The sequence below is a fragment of the Romboutsia sp. 1001216sp1 genome (assembly GCF_039841805.1).
In the GTDB taxonomy this organism is placed as follows: domain Bacteria; phylum Bacillota; class Clostridia; order Peptostreptococcales; family Peptostreptococcaceae; genus Romboutsia_C; species Romboutsia_C hominis.
Genome location: NZ_JBDPHA010000002.1, coordinates 215,019 through 237,007, shown reverse-complemented (window position 1 = coordinate 237,007; position 21,989 = coordinate 215,019). Strand labels below are relative to the sequence as shown.

Annotated in this window: 20 protein-coding genes; 1 reads left to right on the top strand and 19 read right to left on the bottom strand. The window is 27.9% G+C overall.

Annotation, left to right across the window (positions count from 1 at the left end; translation table 11 throughout):
• Window positions 1-10: 10 nt before the first annotated feature.
• Complete coding sequence (locus ABHC41_RS04285; protein WP_271893552.1) at window positions 11-712, bottom strand: ABC transporter ATP-binding protein; 702 nt, start codon at window positions 710-712, stop codon at window positions 11-13.
• 217 nt (window positions 713-929) lie between these two features.
• On the opposite strand from ABHC41_RS04285, the gene ABHC41_RS04280 reads away from it, so the two are divergent.
• Window positions 930-1,481 (top strand): TetR/AcrR family transcriptional regulator, encoded by a 552-nt coding sequence (locus ABHC41_RS04280; protein ID WP_092925537.1) that lies wholly within the window; start codon window positions 930-932, stop codon window positions 1,479-1,481.
• A gap of 133 nt (window positions 1,482-1,614) precedes the next feature.
• Here ABHC41_RS04280 and ABHC41_RS04275 read toward each other — a convergent pair whose 3' ends face one another.
• The 18 genes from ABHC41_RS04275 to ABHC41_RS04190 all read right to left on the bottom strand — a co-directional run bounded on the left by ABHC41_RS04275 (window position 1,615) and on the right by ABHC41_RS04190 (window position 21,606).
• A complete protein-coding gene (locus ABHC41_RS04275; RefSeq protein ID WP_330678051.1) occupies window positions 1,615-2,253 on the bottom strand; it encodes an SGNH/GDSL hydrolase family protein in 639 nt (212 codons plus the stop codon).
• A gap of 8 nt (window positions 2,254-2,261) precedes the next feature.
• On the bottom strand, window positions 2,262-3,176 hold the full coding sequence (locus tag ABHC41_RS04270; RefSeq protein WP_166505529.1) for a dihydrodipicolinate synthase family protein: 915 nt from the start codon (window positions 3,174-3,176) through the stop codon (window positions 2,262-2,264).
• Window positions 3,151-4,089 carry an ROK family protein gene (locus tag ABHC41_RS04265; protein WP_092925533.1) on the bottom strand — a complete coding sequence of 313 codons (939 nt, stop codon included), beginning with the start codon at window positions 4,087-4,089 and terminating at the stop codon, window positions 3,151-3,153. Before ABHC41_RS04265 ends, ABHC41_RS04270 begins: the two co-directional genes overlap by 26 nt.
• Window position 4,090: 1 nt before the next feature.
• Window positions 4,091-4,792 (bottom strand): N-acetylmannosamine-6-phosphate 2-epimerase, encoded by a 702-nt coding sequence (locus tag ABHC41_RS04260; protein WP_092925531.1) that lies wholly within the window; start codon window positions 4,790-4,792, stop codon window positions 4,091-4,093.
• Complete coding sequence (locus ABHC41_RS04255) at window positions 4,785-5,807, bottom strand: ABC transporter ATP-binding protein (protein WP_092925529.1); 1,023 nt, start codon at window positions 5,805-5,807, stop codon at window positions 4,785-4,787. Before ABHC41_RS04255 ends, ABHC41_RS04260 begins: the two co-directional genes overlap by 8 nt.
• Window positions 5,800-6,807, bottom strand: a complete 1,008-nt coding sequence (locus ABHC41_RS04250; RefSeq protein WP_092925527.1) for an ABC transporter ATP-binding protein — start codon at window positions 6,805-6,807, stop codon at window positions 5,800-5,802. Before ABHC41_RS04250 ends, ABHC41_RS04255 begins: the two co-directional genes overlap by 8 nt.
• An 11-nt stretch (window positions 6,808-6,818) precedes the next feature.
• Window positions 6,819-7,742, bottom strand: coding sequence for an ABC transporter permease (locus ABHC41_RS04245; RefSeq protein WP_092925525.1), 924 nt, complete (start codon window positions 7,740-7,742; stop codon window positions 6,819-6,821).
• 10 nt (window positions 7,743-7,752) lie between these two features.
• Window positions 7,753-8,715: an ABC transporter permease gene (locus ABHC41_RS04240; protein WP_166505530.1), complete on the bottom strand. Its 963-nt coding sequence runs from the start codon at window positions 8,713-8,715 to the stop codon at window positions 7,753-7,755.
• Between the two features lie 59 nt (window positions 8,716-8,774).
• Window positions 8,775-10,448 (bottom strand): ABC transporter substrate-binding protein, encoded by a 1,674-nt coding sequence (locus ABHC41_RS04235; protein ID WP_092925521.1) that lies wholly within the window; start codon window positions 10,446-10,448, stop codon window positions 8,775-8,777.
• 140 nt (window positions 10,449-10,588) lie between these two features.
• Entirely contained in the window at window positions 10,589-11,413 is an 825-nt protein-coding gene (locus ABHC41_RS04230; protein WP_092925519.1) for a MurR/RpiR family transcriptional regulator, read from the bottom strand.
• A 330-nt stretch (window positions 11,414-11,743) separates the two neighbouring features.
• Window positions 11,744-13,195 carry a metallophosphoesterase gene (locus tag ABHC41_RS04225; RefSeq protein ID WP_242977235.1) on the bottom strand — a complete coding sequence of 484 codons (1,452 nt, stop codon included), beginning with the start codon at window positions 13,193-13,195 and terminating at the stop codon, window positions 11,744-11,746.
• A gap of 10 nt (window positions 13,196-13,205) precedes the next feature.
• Window positions 13,206-15,809: an ABC transporter permease gene (locus tag ABHC41_RS04220; RefSeq protein WP_271893545.1), complete on the bottom strand. Its 2,604-nt coding sequence runs from the start codon at window positions 15,807-15,809 to the stop codon at window positions 13,206-13,208.
• Window positions 15,810-16,487, bottom strand: a complete 678-nt coding sequence (locus ABHC41_RS04215; protein WP_195238132.1) for an ABC transporter ATP-binding protein — start codon at window positions 16,485-16,487, stop codon at window positions 15,810-15,812.
• A gap of 89 nt (window positions 16,488-16,576) precedes the next feature.
• A complete protein-coding gene (locus tag ABHC41_RS04210; protein WP_092925513.1) occupies window positions 16,577-17,818 on the bottom strand; it encodes a HAMP domain-containing sensor histidine kinase in 1,242 nt (413 codons plus the stop codon).
• Window positions 17,805-18,506 (bottom strand): response regulator transcription factor, encoded by a 702-nt coding sequence (locus ABHC41_RS04205; protein WP_271893543.1) that lies wholly within the window; start codon window positions 18,504-18,506, stop codon window positions 17,805-17,807. Before ABHC41_RS04205 ends, ABHC41_RS04210 begins: the two co-directional genes overlap by 14 nt.
• A gap of 189 nt (window positions 18,507-18,695) precedes the next feature.
• Complete coding sequence (locus tag ABHC41_RS04200; RefSeq protein WP_271893541.1) at window positions 18,696-19,694, bottom strand: DUF4003 family protein; 999 nt, start codon at window positions 19,692-19,694, stop codon at window positions 18,696-18,698.
• 259 nt (window positions 19,695-19,953) lie between these two features.
• Entirely contained in the window at window positions 19,954-20,466 is a 513-nt protein-coding gene (locus ABHC41_RS04195; protein WP_271893540.1) for a DUF3189 family protein, read from the bottom strand.
• Window positions 20,467-20,859: 393 nt separating this feature from the next.
• The gene (locus ABHC41_RS04190) at window positions 20,860-21,606 is read right to left on the bottom strand and encodes a hypothetical protein (protein ID WP_271893538.1); all 747 of its coding nucleotides are present in this window, start codon (window positions 21,604-21,606) and stop codon (window positions 20,860-20,862) included.
• Between the last annotated feature and the right edge of the window lie 383 nt (window positions 21,607-21,989).

Sequence of the window (21,989 nt, the reverse complement as noted above, 5' to 3'; positions counted from 1 at the left end):
TTTCTATCCTCTACCACTCTATATTTTCAACTGAAACAGGATTTTCATTTACTTTAACACTTCTAACCTTTGCATCTTTAATACTTATAACTCTATCTGCAATTGGTGAAAGAGCTGAATTATGAGTTATAACAATTACTGTTGTTCCTGTATTTTTACATGTATCTTGTAATGTTTTTAAAATCTGTTTTCCTGTTTTATAGTCAAGAGCACCAGTTGGCTCATCACATAGAAGTAACTTAGGATTTTTAGCTATAGCTCTTGCTATAGATACTCTTTGCTGTTCTCCCCCTGATAATTGAGATGGAAAATTATCTTTTCTGTGACCAAGCCCAACTAACTCAAGAGTTTTATCAACATCTAAAGCATTCTTTGAAATTTGTGTAGCAAGTTCCACATTTTCTTTTGCAGTTAAATTTTGAACTAAATTATAAAACTGGAATACAAATCCTACATCATATCTTCTATAATTTGTAAGCTGTTTTTTATTAAACTTGGATATATCAACGTTATCAATAATTATCTTACCTTCATCACAAGTATCCATTCCCCCAAGTATATTTAGTACAGTTGTTTTACCAGCACCACTAGGACCTAGAATAATAACAAATTCTCCTTTTTCTATAGAAAAGTTAATACCATTATTTGCTACAATAATATTTTCCCCAACCTTATATATTTTGTATTCATCTATTATTTTTATATATGACATCTATACCTCCCCTATCTATATGGACTATTAAATACTAAATGTTATTAAATAGACACCTTGTTTGCTTAATGCTATAATACTAAGTATAAATAATATATAAACTAGTTACAATAATCATATATTTTCATATTGTTATTAAATAGACATTTTAGTTATTTTTGTTCATTTAATAACATATAATTTAAAATTGTTTTAATAAATAAAAAGGATGGATTACATGGCAGGAGTTAAAGGAAATAGAAGAATTTTATATACAAAAAAAGTAATTAAGGAAAGTTTACTTGATCTACTTCAAGATAAAAAAATTCATCAAGTTACTGTTACTGATATATGTAAAACTGCAAATATTAATAGAGGAACTTTTTATACTCATTATAAAGATGCTTATGACCTACTTAAATCAATGGAAGATGAATTATTTAATCAAATACTAGAATATATTGAAGAGACTCCAGTTGAAGATTATAAAGATATTTTATTACTTAAAGCTCTTGAATTGATTAAGGAAAATAAAAAGTTGTGCAAAATATTATTCTGTAAACATATAGAAACTAATATTATGGATCGTATTATTTATATAGCAAATAAGGCTGAAATAGATAAGCTCATTAGTAGTTCAAAAGTTGATGATGTATTTTTAGATTACTTTATAAAATACAATGTAGGAGGAGTTTTTGCAGTTGTTCAATCATGGATAGAAAATGATTTAAATGAATCTCCTCAAGAAATAGTTAATCTTATAAATAATATTAGTGCTTTTCAGCCTTAATATTTTAGTATGAATTATTATATTGTTTTTATATAAATTTTTTAAAATATAAAAAATACTCATATCCTTTTAATATGAGTATTTTTAAATTTCAATAGTTAAGATGAAAGACACCTCAGTTACTTCTTACAATCTATTTATTTTTTATCTCACTAATAATTTCATAAAGCTTCTTACCTAATATTTCATGAGCTTTATTTGAAAGATGCATATAATCATAATCACTACAAATTGCAAAAGGTGATGGATCAAAGAAATGACATCCATTTTCCTTAGCCACCTTCTCATAAAGAGGCATTATTTTATAAGACTTTTCAGAACAGCTTTTTCCCATAGTATAATAGCACTCAGCATTTTTTATCTCTTCTCTAATTGGAAGAGGAGCTACTACTAATATATTAGGCTTACTATTTCTAAAAGCTACCTCGCAAAACTTAGCCTTTTTTATAAGTCTATCAAGCCCTAATGATATAACTTCAGCACTTGCTCCAAATCTATCCTTAGTATCATTAGTACCAAGCATAATAATAAGTAAATCAATAGGCTCATGAGTCATAAGGGTAGGAATTATAAAGTCAAGTCCACTTAATCCTTCATATAATGGGTCGTCAAATACAGTAGTTCTTCCACTTAACCCTTCTTCTATAACATAATCACTATCTCCAAGAAGGTTTTGTAAAATTCCTGTCCAACGTTCATTTCTTTCATACCTTTTCCCATTTTCAGGATTATATCCATGTGTATTAGAGTCACCGAAGCATAAAATATTCAAAATATCACCTACCAATTTTTAGTTTCTTCTATAGTTCTTTTAATATCATTGTATAAGTTTACTAACTTTTCATCTTCACAGCTTACAGGTAAAAATGGAAGTCTAGGTACTCCGATATCCAGTCCATCTAGCTTAATTAGGGCTTTTACACAACCATATAATGAACCAAAACTACACATTCTATACACATATTGAACCATTGTTGCTTGAAGTTTTTTAGCTTTTTCAAATTCATTTTTTCTTATTAAATCTTCAAGCTTTAAATATAATTCTGGCATACCTGCATAAGTACCACCAATTCCAGCATCTGCACCCATCATTCTTCCTGCTAGATATTGTTCATCAGGACCATTAAATACTAAGAAATCTTCTCCTCCAATAGCTTTGAATCTTGCTATATCATGAGCTGGCTCTGAAGAACATTTAACACCCATTACTCTTTCATTTTCACACATTTTTTTAAGTAATCCATCTGATAAGTTAAATCCTGTTAGTTGTGGTATGTTGTATATAAAAAATGGTAAGTTGCTTGCTTTAGTTATCTCATTCCAATGGGTATATACACTTTCCTCACCTAATCTATAATATACACATGGAACTGCTGATGTTGCATGAGCTCCACATTTTTCAGCATGAGCTGCAAGTTCACATGAATGTTTTGTACTAGCACACCCTACATGAACAATTATAGTCATTTTATCTTTTACTTCTTCACAAACTGCTTCAACTACTGCCTTTCTTTCTTCATTGTCAAGTAAGAAACCTTCTCCAGTACTTCCACATACATATAGATTTTTTATTCCTTTGTTATATAAATAATTAACTAATTCTCTAGTTTTTTCTAAATCAACATCTCCATTTTCTTTAAATGGTGTATTAAGTGCTACTGTAATATTTTTAAATCTCTCCATATTGTAATTCATCTTTATTCTCCCCTTTTAATAAGTAGTAAAGTGCACCAATTATACCTGCATCATTTTTTAATTTAGCAGGTTCTACTTTTAAATCTTTTGCAAAATTTTTCATAGCTCTTTCTTTAACTAATTTTCTTAGCTTATCTATAAATAGTTCTTTTTGCTCACTTACTGCCCCGCCAATTAAAACTATATCAGGATTAAAAATATGCACCAAAGATACAACTCCACAAGCTACATCTTCTATCCATCTATCTACTATTTCTTTCATTTTTTCATTATGATTTATTTGTTCAAATATTTCTTTTCCATTTATATCATTAATATCTAATTCTTCTTTTACTCTCTTTATTAAAGCACTCATAGATGCATACTGTTCATAGCAACCAGTGTTTCCACAAGTGCATTTTTTTCCTTTATTATTTATAGAGAAGTGACCTAGTTCTCCACCTATTCCTAACCTTCCATTTAAAATTTCACCATTTACTACTATTCCACCTCCAACACCAGTTCCAATAGTAATCATAACTATATTTTTAGAATTTTTACCATTTCCTAAGAATAATTCTCCTAGTGCTGCTGCATTTGCATCATTTATTACAGTGGCTTTTACTTTATACTTTTCTTCTATTTTTTCTTTAAATTTTGAACCTTCGTAGTTTTTTATATTTCCACCTGTTCCTATTACTTCACCTTTATTTACATCTATTTGACCTGTAGCAGATACTGCTACTCCTTTAAAGCTTTCTATCTTATTATCAGCTAAAAATTTATCAGTTTCTTTTAAAACTGTATCTATTATTGGTGTTTTATAATTATCAAAATTAACTGGATACTTATCACTAATTAAGATTTTCCCATTTTCATTTACAATTGCTATTTTTAAAGCTGTTCCTCCTATATCAAGTGCTAAATAGTTCATTTTAAATTTCTCCTTTAGCTGCATTTATAAATCTTTGTGCAATTTCTAAAGGTCTAGTTATAGCCCCACCTACGACAACAGCATAAGCACCAGCGTCTAACATTTCTTTTGCTTGATATGGATAGTGTATCTTTCCTTCTGCTATTACTGGTATGTCTATTTCTTTAGTTAATTTTTTTACTAATTCTAAGTTGTTTATATTTTCTTTTATACTTTGAGGAGTATATCCATTCATAGTAGTTCCAACCATATCTACTCCACATTTATATGCATTAATTCCTTCTTCATATGTTGATATATCAGCCATTAGTATTACATCAGGATACTTTTCTTTTATACTTTTTATAAAATCATTTATAGATTCATCATTTAATCTCTTACTAAATGTACAATCTAATGCAATTACATCACTTTTAGCATCTACTAATTCATCTACTTCTTTCATAGTAGGTGTTATGTATACTTCACTACCTTCATATTCTATTTTTATAAGCCCTATTACAGGAAGTCCTGTTTCTTTTTTTATTGCTATGACATCTCTTACACTATTTGTTCTTATAGCTGGACTTCCAGCCATTTTTGCTGCTCTTGCCATTAAATACATTATAGATTTTTCTTCTACATATAGTGGTTCATTAGGAAGTGCTTGGCAAGATATAACTACACTTCCTTTTATACTTTTAAATATTTCTTCTTTATTCATTTAGCACACCTTCTTCCATTTCCATTGATGCTACATGACAAGCTACAAAATGTTCTTTTCCATCAATAATATAAGATTTCATTTCTGGCTCTTCTAATTTACAAACATCCATACAATGTTTACATCTTGGATGGAAGAAACATCCGCTTGGTGGATTCATAGGACTTGGAACATCCCCTTCAAGGACTATCCTATCTTTTTTATGATTGATATCTGCTACTGGTATTGCTGACAATAATGCCTTTGTGTATGGATGTAGTGTATTTTTATATAAAGATTTTGCATCTGCAAGTTCTACTATTTTTCCTAAATACATTACTGCTATTCTATCACTTATGTATTCTACAACACTTAAGTCATGTGTTATAAATATGTATGTTAAATTGTGTTTTTCTTTAAGGTCTTTAAGTAAATTTAATACTTGTGCTTGAATTGATACATCTAGTGCTGATACAGCTTCATCACATATTACTAATTCAGGATTTATTGATAAAGCTCTTGCTATACCTATTCTTTGACGTTGCCCCCCAGAGAATTCATGTGGATATCTATCCATATATTCTCTTCTCATATTTACGGCTTCAAGTAAATCACCTATTATTTTTCTTCTTTCTTCTTTTGATTTAATCCCAAACTTTTTAAGTGGGTCTGATAAAGATTGATATATTGTAAATGAAGGATTTAATGAAGAATGTGGATCTTGAAATACTATTTGTATTTTCTTACGAGCTAAATCCATTTCATTTTTATTAAGCTTAATTAAATCTCTTGGTCCATCTTCAAAATTATATATTATTTCTCCATCTGTGGCTTTGTATAACTGAAGAATTGTTTTTCCTAAAGTAGTTTTCCCGCATCCAGATTCTCCAACTAATCCTAATGTTTCTCCTTTATATATTTCTAAATTTATATCATTTACTGCTTTTACATAAGTTTTTGCTTTAGAAAATGTTCCATTCTTTACAGGGAAATAATTTTTAACACCTTTTAATGTAAGTAATACTTCTTTAGACATTTAAAGCCACCTCCTTGCATTTTATACATCTAACCATATGAGTACTTCCATTTACAAATTCCTCTTCTGGCATTTTTTCATCACATTCTTTAGAATAATAATCACATCTAGGAGCAAACTGACATCCTGGTGGTCTATCAAATGGATCTGGTGTAGCTCCCTTTATAGGATTAATATCTTGGTCAGCACCTTTTCCTAGTACTGGAATAGATTTAAGTAATGCTTTAGTGTATGGATGACTTGGATTTTCTAAAACTTCCTTTGCGCTACCACTTTCAATTATATTTCCCATATACATAACAGCCACATCATCTGCTAATTCACATACAACTCCCATATCATGGGTAATTAGCATTATAGCTGTATTATATTCTCTTTTTAATTTCTCCATTAATTCAAATATTTGTGCTTGTATTGTAACATCAAGAGCTGTTGTTGGTTCATCTGCTATTAGTACTTTTGGATTACAACTCATAGCCATAGCTATCATTGCCCTTTGTCTCATACCACCTGAAAATTCATGTGGATATTGGTCTATTCTTTTTTCTGCAAGAGGTATTCCCATATCTTTAAGTAGCTTTAAAGCTCTTTCTTTTGCCTCTTTTTTAGATATATTTTCATGACTTCTAATCATCTCAACTATTTGCCACCCAATTGTATAAACAGGATTTAGTGCTGTCATTGGATCCTGAAAAATCATTGCTATATCTTTTCCTCTAAGTCTTCTCATTTCTTTTGAATTTTTTTCTAACTTATGTATTTCAATATCTTTTCCATCTTCACTATGATAAATTATTTCTCCCTCTTCTATTCTTGAAAACTTAGGAAGAAGTTGCATTATTGATGATGCTGTAACACTTTTACCACATCCACTTTCTCCAACTATACAAAGTGTTTTACCTCTTTTTATTTCCATTGATACACCATTTAAGGCTTTATTGCATCTATTATTTGCATAAAAATATGTTTTAAGATTTTTGACTGTGATAATATTTTCCATGATCTTTCCCCCTATTCAACACTTGTTGGATCTGTAGAATCTCTTAAGCCATCTCCTACAAAGTTTATACTCATAACAAATAGTGATATAACTATTCCGACAGGTAACCACATCCACCAATTATTTTGAAGTGTAAATAAATCTTGTGATGCATTTAATATGTTACCCCATGTTGGTATTTCAAGAGGTACACCAAGTCCTAAGAAACTAAGTGCTGCTTCTTCTAGTATAAACATTGCAGTACTTAAAGTTATATTTACTGATATTGGCCCTATGATATTTGGTAGCATATGCTTATAGCATATAACAAAATCATTAAGTCCAAATACTTTTAATGATTGTACATACTCTTCTTCTCTGATAGATAATATTTGTGATCTTGCCATTCTAAATACGCTTCCCCAACCACAAATAATAAATATTATTATTATATTAAAAGCACTTTGGCCTATTATTGAAACTAACATTAACACTAATATTAATTGTGGGAATGACATAAATATTTCAGATATCCTAACTAATATTTTATCTATTAGTCCACCCTTATATCCACTATAGCATCCTAGTAATACACCTATTACTGCACAACCCAATGCACTACCAAATCCTATTAAAATTGATAATCTTCCACCATATAATATTCTTGAAAATATATCTCTACCTATTTTATCTGTTCCTAGTATATGTTCACTAGATGGTGGCTTAAGTATATTTGACATATCAACAGCTAACGGGTCATGCGGTGTTAATAATGGTGCAAATATACAAGCAAGTAATATAAGTAAAAATACTGCAATCCCTATCGTCGTAAGTTTATTTGAAATTAACTTACTTACTACTCTACTTTTTTGTTTTTTAAAAGTTTTATTCTCTTCTCTTTCTTTAATTTTATCAAATTTATTATTTAATCTTTTTTTAGGTGATAAAGTAATCATAATATCCTCCCTATTTCTCAAGTTTTACTCTAGGGTCTAAAACAGCAGTAAGTATATCAACTAATGTACTTGCTATTAAAACCATAGTTACAAACATAAGTGCTACAACCATGACTAAGTTATAATTTGCTGATCTTATTGCAGTGTTAAATACATTTCCAACTCCTGGCCACTGAAATATTGACTCTATAACTACAGAACCTGCTATTAGTGTAGGCAATCTAAAACCTATTAAAACTATAACCGGTGTTAGTGAAACCCTAAATCCATGAACTAAGTTAACTCTCCATTCTGGAATTCCTTTACTTCTAGCTGTTTTTATATATTCTTTATTCATAGTATTTAACATACTAGTTCTTGCATAACGCATAACTCCTGCTGTAAGCGATAACCCTAGTACTGTAGCAGGTAATATTAAATACTCTATTCTATCAATAAAACTTTCAAGACCTGGTGCTGTTCTACCTCCTACTGGAAGCCATTCTAAATTTAATGCAAATATTAATATAGTTACCATACCAAAGAAAAATTGTGGTATAGATACTCCTATCATACCTGCAACTGTCATAACATTATCTCCTATAGAACCACGTTTTATAGCGCCTATTACTCCTAAGATACTACCTAAAACTGTAGAAATTAAAAGTGCTGCAACTGATAATTCTAAAGTTGCTGGTAGTGTATCTTTTATAATATCTATAACTGCTACACCACTACTTGAGCTATATCCAAAATTGCCTTGTAGTAATTGTATTAACCATTTAAAATATCTAATTACAAAACCATCATTTAAACCATAAGCTTCTCTAAGTGCATTTAATTGTTCTGGTGATAATCTTGCTAAAGATTCTGGATCCATTAAATGAGATACTGGGTCTCCTGGAGTTAAATCTAGTAAAAAATAAATAATAAATGTTATTATTAATAACATTGGAATCATTCCAAGCACTTTTTTTAATATGTATTTTAGCATTTACTACCTCCTTATAATAAAAGGGATGTATAATTAAAATTATACACCCCCTCTGTTTATTACTCAGCTAATGTCCATTTGTGAATATCCCACTTATAATTAAATTGTGGGTTACCAAATGTTTCAGGCATACCTTTTATCTTATCGCTTGTCATAACAAATATTGGTTGGTAATATAAAGGCATTACGAATAATTCTTCATTTTCATATTTTTGTAATTCAAAGAATGCTTTTCTCTTTTCTTCTGGATCTATTGTTTTTGTATTTTCTATTAATTTATCTAATTCAGGTGTTCCTGGTGTATGTGAGTTTAGTTCAGCACCTGTTTGATATCTATCATAGTACTCATGCATTGAAAGTGCAGCAGTTGCAGCATAACATAAATCAAAATCAACTGCTGAAGGTCCATTTACAGGATCTTCTGGTAATGCCCATAATAATGAAGCTAAATCACCTTCAACTAATCTAAATTCCATTTTTATTCCAACTTGAGATAAGTAGTTTTGTATTATTGCCATTAAATCAACTGTTTGTTGATCTGTATAATAATAAACTACATCTAAAACTGTGTTTGGATCCCAGTTAGCTTCTTTTAATAATTCTTTAGCTTTTTCTGGATTATACTCATAATTATTTAATCCATCAACTTTATCAGGTCCATTTGGAGTTAAACTATTTGCAGGTAGTGCTGCACCCTCAAATATACCATCAAGTATTTTATCCATATCTAAAGCATACATTATAGCTTGACGAACTCTCTTATCTGCTAATGGTGCAGCTGATCCATCTTTTTTCTTAAACTTATTTGCAAAGAATAATCTTGTATATCTAACATCTACAGTATCCATATTGATACCTTTAGTACCTTCAAGTGCTTTAACATCTGCTATATTTTTAGTGTATGAGTAGTCAAGAAGTCCAGCTTTAGCATTTGTTACTAAGTTTGGATCACTGTCTCCAGGACTTGGATTTAAGTGCATATTAAATGCTGGTTTACCATCCCAATACTTATCAAATCCAGCTAAGGTTGTGTAATTACCCATTTTTACTTCATCTACTTTAAATGGCCCAGAACCTATTGGATTTCTAAAGAATTCTGATTGTTGAAACTTAACAGGATCAACATTTTCAAGATGCTTTTTAGGAAGTGGTGCAAATTGTGTAAATGTAAGTAGAGCATCTGGTGCTAGCTTTTCAAATTTTATTTCTATATTATTTCCATCTATTACAATACCAGATATTTCATCTGCCTTTCCATCTATGTAATCAGTTGCTCCTTCTATAGATTTAAAAGTATTTCCAAATACATTGTTTAAAACTGTCGTCTTTAAACTGTATTCTATACTCCATTTTATATCTTCTGCTGTTATAGGCTCTCCATCATGCCAGAATATATTATCTCTTAATACAAACTTAAGGTTTTTTCCATCTTCTGACATTTCATAAGATTTAGCTAATTGACCTTCCCCTGGTATTGGGTCTAATTTTTCATCTGCAAATATTAACCTATCATATAAAACTTTGTTGTAAACGAAAGTACCTGGATTTAACCACGGCGCTTCGAAAAATTCTTCAGGTCCTCCATTTGCATAAAGAGTGTTTGCTGCTGCTTCTTGCTTTGTTGAATTTTCCCCCTGTGATTTTTCTTCTTTTCCGCCTGTACTAGCACATCCAACTAGGTTTAGCGTTAGCATTGAAGTTACAAGCAAGCTTAATAGCTTTTTTTTCTTCATAATATCATCCCCTCTTTTTTAATTATAAGAAAATATAAATTTCCTATCTTATGAATAACTTAAAATGTTTCGCTTAGATTCATCTAAATTAAAGCGAATTTTTTATTTTATCAAGGTATTTTCTACCTAGTAAAACCAAATTAGATTAAAATATTTTCTTCATCATACTTAAATAATGCATTTAAAGTATTTACCTTTTTTTGATAATAACTCTCTATTTTTATAAAATAGGTATATAGTATATCTATCATTACTAAAATAGGAAATTGAGGTGATATGCAATCTCCAGCTTCTAGTGCATTTATAGTTGGAATTAATATAACTTCATCGCAAAAACTCGATAAATGGAAAGAATTATTTGAAGTTATCATAATAATTTTAGCTCCATTAGCCTTTGCTATCCCTATTCCTTGAAGAATTTCTTTTGTTGTACCACTTAACGATATAGCTATAATAACGCTTTCCTCATTAGCAAGTGAAGATAACATTTTTATTCTATGTGAATCATATACAGCTTCAATATTTAACCCTAACCTCATAAACCTTAGATGAACTTCTTCAGCTGCAATCCCAGAACTTCCCATTCCGAAAACGCAAACCCTCTTAGATGTTGTTAATAGGTGAGCAACTTCTTTCATTTGATTTTGATTTATCATCATATGACAACTATCTAATAAATCTTGATATGTATTAATAACTAAATTAGAAATTTCTTCTCTATTGTATTTACTAATATTTTTCTCATATTCAAATATGAATTCTCTAAAACCTTTATATCCACATTTTTTCGCAAACCTAGATAAAGAAGCTTCTGACACAAATAGCTTTTCTGATACTGCTTTAGATGAAAGCTTTTGTATTTCTCTATTATTTATAAAAAAATTGGCTATAGTTCTTTCTACATTAGTAAATTTATCATATCTTGACTTTAGATTCTTCAAAACAGTATTATCAGAATATTCCATACCATCCGTCTCCTTTTCATTAGGTAGTCAAGCTATTAAATTCTTAAATCATTTTATTTATTTAATTCTATACTATAAGTGTATATAGATATTAATTCAATCGCAACATTTTTGAAAGATTTTGAAAGAAATTTTAAATTTTTTTCAGATTTTCTATAAAATAAAGATTTATTAGATGTACTTTTTCTAAATTTTAGAAATTACTTTCATTCATTTGGCTTGTCCATAGAGATTTTTGTGTTATTTAGTAAAGAAAAAGTGCATTTAGTAAAATTAGTAAATTTTACTAAACGCACTTTTTTGTTTAAAAATTTAAATTTATATCTTTTTTTAATTTTCCTTTTTCTCATAATTTAATATAACTTTATAACGGTCAATATACTTTTCTTTTTCACCTTTTGAAACTTTAAAATAATCATTTTCTCCAGGTATTATAGTTAAACAATTATCCTTAAAATCGGCATTATCAAATTTTAATGTAGTTGGAACATCACTTCCTATAGCATTTGAATAGCAAATCACTTTTTCTTTATCCATAATTATAAACTGATACATATCATCACTTTCAGCAATATTTAAAAACTTATATCCTGCCTTTTTGTATATTTCATCTCTAGGAGTACCTGGTTTAAATATATACATTTTATCCCATTTAAAAGGTATCTCATCCTTAAGACTTATAACTTTACCTTCTTTACCTTTATCTAGTAGAAAACTAGTTTCACTATAAAACATTCCATGATTGTTACATAGCATATCTAAGTTCTTTTTAACATTTTTAAACTGAACTATATCACTAGACTTATTTATTACATCCCATCCATTTTTATCTTTTTTTAATTTTATATCAATTTTTGAAATACACTCACCGTGTTTTCCTGGTTCTGTTACTATAACAGTTTGTCCATCTTTGTTTTTATAGTCATGTTGTTTTATTTGAACATGGTTGTGCCCAGCAACTATTACATCTATTCCAGATACATTTTGAGCTAAGTCTTGTATTCTATTTCCTGGGTGTTTTGGTTTTTTAGGTCTTTCACCACTATGAGTTATTGCTATTATAATATCTGCATGGTCTTTTTCCTTCATAACTTTTACCCATTTATTAGCATCTTCTACTAAATCATTCATATAAAGTTCTCCATTGTATCCCTTTTGATCTTTTAACTCTAAAGATTTAGCTTTTACTAGCTTTTCTCCATCCCATTCTTTAGATTCTCCTACTTCTTTTAGAGTAAGTCCTAATATTCCAAGTTTTATATTACCTTCTGGTGTTTTAATTTCTTTTATAACGTATGGTTTTGTGTAGCTTTCTCCATTTTTCTTATATGTATTTGCTGATAGTACACTTATTCCTTGCTTTTCAAAGTCTGATATCATATTATCTAGACTAGTCTTGTTATTTGATACAAACTCATGATTTCCAAGAGTTACTGTGTCAAATCCAGCTTCTTTCATTTCTTTTGCTAAAGGAATTTCTATATAATCTGCATTGTTATTTTTATAGTTTTTACTCATTTGGTCATAATATTTTAACATATCTCCAGATGTTCCAAATCCAGAATCTAGAAAATCCCCTGCATCTACTACTACAGTATCTGGATTTTCCTTCTTTTGTTTTTCTATATAAGAAACCATTTCATTAGGTATTATTCCATGTAAGTCAGTCGTTGCAAGTATATTTAAATCTACTGACTTAGTAGAACTGCATCCTATTATTAATAAAGATGAAATGCTTATTACTGACCATAATATTTTTCTCTTTGAAAATAATTTACTCATACTCATCCCCCTATATACTTTCTTGTCTTATATTTTCAATTGTATTTTCTTTGTTTATTTTTTTCATAGGAATATAGGCCGATACAAAGGTAATGACAAATACACCTACAATAGATATTAAAACTGCCTTTATCGGAAGTACCATACCTATTTCTATAGCATCTCCAAGAACTTCGTTCATATATACATCTATTAAAAGTCCTATAGGAATTCCGTATAATAAGGCTAATACTCCATATAATAAGCTTTCAAGATATATCATTCTGTTAAATCCACTAGGTGTTACACCTATTGATTTGATTATTGCAAATTCTTTTTTTCTTAAATTTATATTTGTACTCATTGTGTTTATTATATTAGTAGCACTTATTAGAGATATTACTACTGTAAATCCATATACAAATATTTTCATAACATTGATAGCCTCTTCCATCTCTAATACATCTTCTACATCATCTGATACATCATAACCATATTTTTTTGCTATATCTTTTACATCATCTCTAGTTTTTTTTGTTTTATTTGTGTCTATGTATATATCTCCATCACTTATTTTATATCCTAGCTTTTCTCCTACTTCGTTATAAGTTATAAAATCTATACCCATATAAGTAGACCATCTATATCCTGGAAGAAAATCTTCAGTAGTAGCTAGTACTTTTAACTTAATAGGCACTCTTACTTCCTTATCATTTTTGTCTATATATCTCTTACAAATATTTATTGTATCTCCTACTTTATAATTTGTTAATGAAATCTCACTTTGTTTTCTGCTAGAGCTATTGTCACTTTTATTTCGAAGTATTATTCCATTTTCTTTTATAGCACTTTCTTTGTCAAAACTACCAGTTTTTAATTCTAATTCTTCTATTGCTTTATCTCCTACAAAATTAATTCCATTATTGTTAAATATATATACAATTTCACCATTTTTATTTTCCTTTGAAAAACGTCTTTCTATTAAATCCTTATATTCTTTATTTATGTTATTTTCATTAATGTATGTTTCTGCACCATAAGGATTAATTGCACTAATTTTATTTACTCCATCTATATTATTTAAATCTTTAACTATATCATTTTTCTCTCTTATTCCGCTATACCATACTCTCATATCATAGTTTATTTCTCCTATATTTACCCGATTAGCTTTTTCAAATAAATCAATAAATCCACTAAATGATATAAATATAACTACACTAGTTACTAAAGAGAATAAGGTTATTCTGAATTTCTTTTTATTTCTTCTAAGATTTTTGTATGCAAGAACTCCTTCAGTTTTAAATATTAACTTAACTAGTTTAGAATTTTTTACTTTTCCTATTTTTAAATCATCACTATTTCTTATAGATTCAAGTGGAGAAGTTTTTGCACAATTGATTGCTGGAAGTATTGCCGATACTAATATAGCCAATAAAACTATTAATGCACTTCCTACTATCATATAAGGATTATATATTACTCTTAGATTTATATCTGAAATAAATTGGCTATTAAATACTGTTTGTATTGATTTAAAGATTAAATCCATTCCAAAAGTTCCAACTATTAACCCTATAGGTATTCCTATTAAACTTATTACAATAGCCTCTATAAATACTAGCTTCATAACTTGAGTTTTAGTTGCCCCTATAGAATTTAACACTCCAAATTGTTTTTTTCTTTCACTTACAGATATACTAAAAGAATTATATACTGTTACTACTGTGCATACTATTACTAATAATGTTACTATAAGTAATATTTTATTAAATGTTTTATTTATATTTTCGTAAAGACTTGCCCCTTGTAGTCTTAATAGATACTCATTAAAGTATAGGTTTTCATAGTGAGTTTTATTATCATTATTATAAATCATTGACTCGTCATTATCAGTTGATTTATCAACTTCTAATCCTAGTGTTTTTGCTATATTTGTGGCTATAGTATAGGCTTCTTTAGGATTATTAAATAATATATATGCATCTAATGTATCTTTTTCAAATGGTTTATTTGGTTCTAAATAAGTTATTCCATTTGAAATTTCACTTAGTTCAGCGTATGGTTTTTTCATAATTCCAACAATCTTATATTCTTTTTCTTTTGTATCAACTAATCTTTCATTTTCTTTTAGTATTGGAATTTCTATTCCTTTTCCATTTTCATCTATTCTTTTTCCAACATTTAAAGTTATAGTATCTCCTAATTTTTTGTTTATTAAAGGTATGACCCTTTCACTTAATACTATCTCATTTTCATTAGTAGGTAGTTTTCCTTCTTTTAATTTTACTTGATTCATTTCAAAACCATTTTTGTTATAGGCTTTAAGGTTAATCAAGTTTAATTTGTCTTTATTTAATTTTGAATATCCTAAATCTTCACTAATTGAAGTTTTTGCTATTCCTGCACTTTTAGTTATAGTGTCTAAATCTTCCTTTTTTACATTGTAAAAAGCTGAATGAAAATATCCTTCTTGTTCTATAGTCTGCCTAAACTGATAATCCATATAACTTTCATATATGCTTCCTATTCCACATATTAATGCTGTTGATAGTATTACTCCTATTATTGTTACTATTGTTCTTTTTTTATTTTTTTTTAAATACCTTAAAGTTAGAGTTGTATATAAATTCATTTATATCACCTCGTCTGCTTTAATAATTCCATCTTCTATAGCTATTACTCTGTCTGCTTGTAGTGCTATGTTATTATCATGAGTTATCATTATTAATGTTTGATTGTATTTTTTTACTGATAGTTTTAATAATTCTATTACTTCCTTTGAGTTTTTACTGTCTAAGTTTCCAGTAGGTTCATCTGCAAGTATAATAGATGGTCTATTTATAAGTGCTCTACCTATAGAAGTTCTTTGTTGCTGTCCTCCACTTATCTCATTTGGAAGATTGTTTTCTTTTTCTTTTAATCCTAATGTTTTTAATAAATCATTTAAGTATTCTTTATCTATTTTTCTGTTATCAAGTTCTGCTGGTAGTAGTATATTTTCCGTTACACTAAGTACAGGTATTAAGTTATAGAACTGATATATAAGTCCTATGTTTCTTCTTCTAAATATGGCTAAATCTTTTTCATTTAATGAGCATATATCTACTCCATTTATATATACTTTTCCACTACTAGGCTTATCTACTCCTCCCATTAAATGAAGTAGTGTACTTTTACCACTTCCACTTGGTCCTACGATTGCTACAAATTCACCTTTGTTTATAGATAAATTTACATTTTTTACTGCATCTACCTTTGTATCACCCTTACCATAACTTTTGGTTATGTTTTCTACTTTTACCACTTCCATATTAGCCTCCATTTTCTTAAACTTGTCTAATCTTTATATTTATAGTCTATCTTCCTAGACTTACTTTAAAGTGAATTATATATTACAAATTAGTCACTATAGTTTTTGTGGAATATAATATGGAATTCGCATCCTTTGTTTTTTTCACTTTTAACTGATATATCACCATTTTGACTTTCTATTATAGACTTTGCCATAGCTAGTCCTATTCCTACGCTATCTTCTTTTGAGCTATTTCTTCCTTTGTAAAACCTTTTAAATATATGAGGTAAATCTTTTTTCTCTATTCCCTCTCCACTATCTTTTATAATTATTTCTGAATATATAAAGTTATCTTCATAACTAATTTCTAGCTTTCCATTTTGAGGTGTATGTTCTACACAATTTTTAATTATGTTGACTAAAGCCTCAACAGACCATTCCATATCCCCCTTGTAGAAGATACTATTATTCCCCTTAATACTTACATCTATATTTTTAAGTTCTAATGGTATTAAACTTGGCCCTAGAGCTCTTTTTACTAGTTCATTAATATTTACATTTTCATATTTAAAATCAATTACCTTAGCTTCTACCTTTGATAGTCTTAGCATACTTTTTATTAGCCACTCCATTCTACTTAGCTGGGTTTTTATTTTGTCCAAAAACTCTATTTTAGTTTCTTTTGGTAAATCTTCATACATTAAGTCATTAAGTATTATAAGTGAAGTCATAGGAGTTTTTAATTGGTGTGAAATATCTGATATAGTATCATTTAGAAATATCTTTTCTTTATTTAGTAATTCTACCTTTTCTTTAAGTATATTAGTCATTTTTAAAAGCTCTGTTTTTAAAAGACCAATTTGTCCTTCTTGGTTTTTATTCTTCATTTCATAATCTCTACCCTCTGAGCTATAATATACATAGTCAGTCATATCTTTTATATCATTATATATATGCTTAAAATAGTACATAACTAAAATTAAGGTAAATATAAATACAAGCACTATAAATAAAGTATTTAAACTAAAAATGTCATTTATACTTTCATTTATAATAGGCTCATTTCTAAGGCTTATATTTTCATTATAGTTATATTTATTTAATACTTCTTTACCTAAGGTTATGTTATTCTTTGACTTACCTTGTGTTATTACAGTTATTATTTCCTTTTCCAAATCAGGATGTTTTGAAAGTATAGAACCTACTATAACTTGATTATTTTCTATTATTTTATCTTTTATAATATTTACACTTTTATAGCTTATTCCTAGTGAAAAAATTATAGCTATTATAAATAGTAAAATGTAATTTCTTATGAAGTTTTTTATTTCAGCATTAGATAGAAACATTTTCTTCACTTCCATTCCACTTGTATCCAACTCCCCTTACTGTGTGTATATATCTAGGATTTGTTATATCATCTTCTATTTTTTCTCTAAGCCTTTTTATATACACTGTAAGGGTATTATCATTTATAAAATCATAAGTAACATCCCATAACTTTTCTAAAATTTGAGTTCTACTTAAAACTATATTATTATTTTGAATTAATATTAATAATAACTTATACTCAGCAGAAGTTAAGAAAATCTCTTCTTCTTTTTTATACACTCTAGCTTCTAGTGTGTGTATACTTAAATCTTTGAATTTTACTATCTTTTTACTTTCATTATTATTTTTTCTTCTTCTAAGAACTGCATTTATTCTAGAGATAAGTTCTCTAACTCTAAAGGGTTTTGTTATATAATCATCTCCTCCAATATCTAGTCCCATGACTATATTTACTTCTTCATCGCATGCTGTTAAAAATATTACAGGAGTGTCATTAGTTTCTCTAAGTTCCTTGCAAAAATCGTACCCACTTCCATCAGGTAACATTACATCTAGTAATATAATCTCGTAATCCTTAGTTTTTATTTCTTTTTTTCCACTTTCTAAGTCTTTACATATATTTATATTAAAACCTTCTTGTTCTAGAGCATATTTTACTCCAAAAGCTATAGTGCTATCGTCCTCTATCATAAGAATATTTTTCATAATCCCTCCAAATTTAACAATTTTTTATTTTATAATTATTATACAACAATTAAATTATTAAAGTAGTATAAACAAAATGACATATTAGTCACTTATATAACTTTATTTTCAAAAAAGAACCTTAGCAAATATTATAAATTGCTAAGGTTCTTTTTATGTACTACTTATAATATAGTTTATTTAATTTTTTTAGTTAGATGCTGAAGCTGTACTAGATGCTGCAATAATAGCCACCATAGTTGCAATTTCAATAGCTATTATTATCTCTAGAAGTATATTGCTACTTATAGAATCTATATTACTCTCTTCATTTAAATACTCAGCATATGCTGATGCTACAATAGACGCACTTATCATATTCCTATTAGTCTTACCTAAAGACCAATTTCCAAACCATTTTACTTCACTTAACTTATCAGATACATTTTTTATTTGATTAACCAATTGATATTCATCACAATCAATTAAAGATAATACACCTATTAAGGGGTATCCATATCCATCTATTTTACACTTTTGTTTTTCAAGTAATTCTTTAATTCTTATTACTTTATCTAATTTTTCTTCACTCTTATTTTTATCTAATGCCATTATATGAGATAATGATTGAAGATTGTTTGATTTATAAAACCCCTTTGAATTAAGTTCATTATAGCTTCTTTCTATATATTCTAAGTCATTATCTATGTCTTTTGAATTTATAGCTATGATGGCTGCTCTACAATAATCATCACTAGATGTTATCCACGGATGATGATTTTTCATGTATTCATATACATATTTAGTCTTTTCAATTGATGTATTTATATCCATTTTTTCTTGATTTTCATGTATTATAATTGCTACAAATGGTAAGTATGAATCATTTGTAAATTTATTTTCTTTTAATTTATTATATATATTTAATATAGACTTAAATTCATTTTCTCTATTTGTCTTATTTGATAACAAATTTGCTAGATAAAATAGGCTATTACCTCTAAAGTTTGAAAATATTCCTGTATTTGTTTTAATTATATCTATACTTTCTTCCACTTTTATTGGGTTTATATTTTTATTTTTTATGGTAGATGATAATACACAACTATACTGCATCATTCCCATTTGCCATGACCCTTTTATTTCCTTTGTTTTTTCATAATTTTTTATAAATAGGTTTAGCTTATTGTTTATTATATTATCTTGCATTGTTTTTATCTCCCCACAATTATTTTATATATATTGTAAGTTTATCATAAAATATACTACCTTTATAGTAAAGAGAGAAAATCTATTTGAATTCCTATGTTTTAATCTAACTTATCCTGTACCCTTACTAGTGGTACGATTCACCGTAACAGTAGTATCAGAGTTTTTTAAAAGGTGAAAACAAAATATAACCTCTGAGTCCACCTCTTTTTTTCTTATAATATTCATGTACATACCTACACGTAAAGGATGTTAAAAATTATTTTTTCTTAAATTCCTTGTTATCTAAAATAATAACCTCTGACCTAGCTTCCTTTGCTGCCTTCTTTGTATGATTTACAAGTTTTATAACGTCCTTGTATGACTTTTTTGCTCCCTTTACTATTAAAGGTACTCCTATAAAATCAATTTTTAACCACCTAGAAAATAATCCGCCAAATGTCATTGGTAATGAAACGGTTGGCGACGTATTAGAAAATATAATTTTCTCATTTAATAGCTTTTGTTTATGAAGCATAGAAGCTAAATTATATAATCCTGGAATTAAAACCTTTGAACGCCCCCTACCTATAGTATAGACTTCATTTCCATCTTTATCACTTCCATGATAAAAAAGTTCTCCACGATTTCCGTATACTAACTTATTAAAGTTAGGTAAGTTCAATATTTCATCTTTAGTCGGTTCTCGAGTTTCATCCAGCAATTCTAGGTGATAAGCCATTGCTAGAACAGATGAGTGTGTTCCTCCATAACAATTATATATGTATATCATTAAAATCACCTAATTTCCTATTTTTTGATTTATTTCAATAATTGTAGTATATACATTAAATATTGGAATTAAACAAACTTTGAACAAGTTTCATCCAAGTTCTTCAATATTTCTATCTACTAAAAAGGCTCTAGCATAAACTGCTAAAGCCTTGACTTTTGCGAAAAGGATTAGGTTTGAAGCCACGGTACTATTGTTTACCGTACGCTTGATTTTGAGTTAGATGTTAAAGTTACAATTATCCATAAATTATATACAAATTTTTATTTTTACACAATTTATCATCAACCTTCTCTTCAAAACAAAATAAGAAGGATTATTCCTCCTTCTTAACTTAGTTTTCCGTAGCTACACCTTAGAAGTATATTAAGTATCTATAGATTCATTATCAAATTATAGACCTATATTTTCTTTAATTTGCCTTATTAAATTTTCCTTATTTTCTTCTAGTTGAATAACTCTATTTACATTTGCTCCAGATGGATGTGGAAATCCTTTAAGAATCTGTTTTTCACAAATAATTCCTTCCTTTGATAACTTATACAGCACCTCTTCAACTGCTCTGCCTAACGGTATTATTAATATTTCTTTAAAATTTTCAATTTTACTGAGTTCTTTAATAAAATTATCATATACATATTTCATTAAAAATGCACTTTTTGATAATTTAGGTGTATGTCCTGAATAGTTCTGTTTTTTTACAAATACAGGATAAGGTACTAATGATACAGTATGTAGTAAATAATCTTTGTCTTCAAATAAGGTAGAGCAACTATTTATACTTAACGCCTTATTAAGTTTTATATCATCTAACATACTAATTATATTCTTTCTTAAACTTCCACTAAATCTACCGGCCACCTTACATTTATATTGAATTTCTTCAATATTAGTTTCTAACTCTAGTTCTTTTCGAGCAGTGGAGATAGCTGTACTCATTTGTTGAAATCCAGGTGTTATTCCAATAATAAATATCTTAGCTTTTGAATTTAAATAGTCATTATGTGGAGCATAATATATTTCTATATTTCCATTTTTTTCTACAAGCAAATCATCTATTAATAATTCATTTTTTTCATATTTATCTTTTATAGGAAGATGTTTTATAACTTCTGCATATTCATATAATGTTTTTTTCATACTTACCTCGCTATCTTAGTTTTCATTATTTCATAATACCCTTTTTATTGTACTTCTAAAAACTGATTATACTCCTCTGACAGCTATATTTTTATTATTTCCTATATTTTATATTCTCTTCTACTTTTATCATTTTTATTTTAAAAATTAAATTAGACATCTACTTATCATTATTTCTAAAAAAATCACTCTATACAGTTAAACAATAATTATGATATTTGGGTAGTTTTATATTACTTATAATTTTACAATATAATAAAACCGTATCACTTACTTGTGATACGGTTTATTATTATTTAACATAATTTTACTAATCATAGTTAACTTATATTAAATTATATCTTTGTAATAATTCTTCAATTACAGTTCCTGAAATTTCTTTC

Bases quoted from the DNA above. Each gene is read 5' to 3' on its own strand.
- ABHC41_RS04210 (WP_092925513.1), bottom strand. From the start codon at position 17,818: ATGTTTCTATCTAATGCTGAAATAAAAAACTTCATAAGAAATTACATT.
- ABHC41_RS04255 (WP_092925529.1), bottom strand. From the start codon at position 5,807: ATGTCTAAAGAAGTATTACTTACATTAAAAGGTGTTAAAAATTATTTC.
- ABHC41_RS04250 (WP_092925527.1), bottom strand. From the start codon at position 6,807: ATGGAAAATATTATCACAGTCAAAAATCTTAAAACATATTTTTATGCA.
- ABHC41_RS04230 (WP_092925519.1), bottom strand. From the start codon at position 11,413: ATGGAATATTCTGATAATACTGTTTTGAAGAATCTAAAGTCAAGATAT.
- ABHC41_RS04270 (WP_166505529.1), bottom strand. From the start codon at position 3,176: ATGAATTACAATATGGAGAGATTTAAAAATATTACAGTAGCACTTAAT.
- ABHC41_RS04240 (WP_166505530.1), bottom strand. From the start codon at position 8,715: ATGCTAAAATACATATTAAAAAAAGTGCTTGGAATGATTCCAATGTTA.
- ABHC41_RS04200 (WP_271893541.1), bottom strand. From the start codon at position 19,694: ATGCAAGATAATATAATAAACAATAAGCTAAACCTATTTATAAAAAAT.
- ABHC41_RS04190 (WP_271893538.1), bottom strand. From the start codon at position 21,606: ATGAAAAAAACATTATATGAATATGCAGAAGTTATAAAACATCTTCCT.
- ABHC41_RS04245 (WP_092925525.1), bottom strand. From the start codon at position 7,742: ATGATTACTTTATCACCTAAAAAAAGATTAAATAATAAATTTGATAAA.
- ABHC41_RS04235 (WP_092925521.1), bottom strand. From the start codon at position 10,448: ATGAAGAAAAAAAAGCTATTAAGCTTGCTTGTAACTTCAATGCTAACG.
- ABHC41_RS04285 (WP_271893552.1), bottom strand. From the start codon at position 712: ATGTCATATATAAAAATAATAGATGAATACAAAATATATAAGGTTGGG.
- ABHC41_RS04280 (WP_092925537.1), top strand. From the start codon at position 930: ATGGCAGGAGTTAAAGGAAATAGAAGAATTTTATATACAAAAAAAGTA.
- ABHC41_RS04220 (WP_271893545.1), bottom strand. From the start codon at position 15,809: ATGAATTTATATACAACTCTAACTTTAAGGTATTTAAAAAAAAATAAA.
- ABHC41_RS04225 (WP_242977235.1), bottom strand. From the start codon at position 13,195: ATGAGTAAATTATTTTCAAAGAGAAAAATATTATGGTCAGTAATAAGC.
- ABHC41_RS04265 (WP_092925533.1), bottom strand. From the start codon at position 4,089: ATGAACTATTTAGCACTTGATATAGGAGGAACAGCTTTAAAAATAGCA.
- ABHC41_RS04195 (WP_271893540.1), bottom strand. From the start codon at position 20,466: ATGATATACATATATAATTGTTATGGAGGAACACACTCATCTGTTCTA.
- ABHC41_RS04205 (WP_271893543.1), bottom strand. From the start codon at position 18,506: ATGAAAAATATTCTTATGATAGAGGACGATAGCACTATAGCTTTTGGA.
- ABHC41_RS04260 (WP_092925531.1), bottom strand. From the start codon at position 4,792: ATGAATAAAGAAGAAATATTTAAAAGTATAAAAGGAAGTGTAGTTATA.
- ABHC41_RS04215 (WP_195238132.1), bottom strand. From the start codon at position 16,487: ATGGAAGTGGTAAAAGTAGAAAACATAACCAAAAGTTATGGTAAGGGT.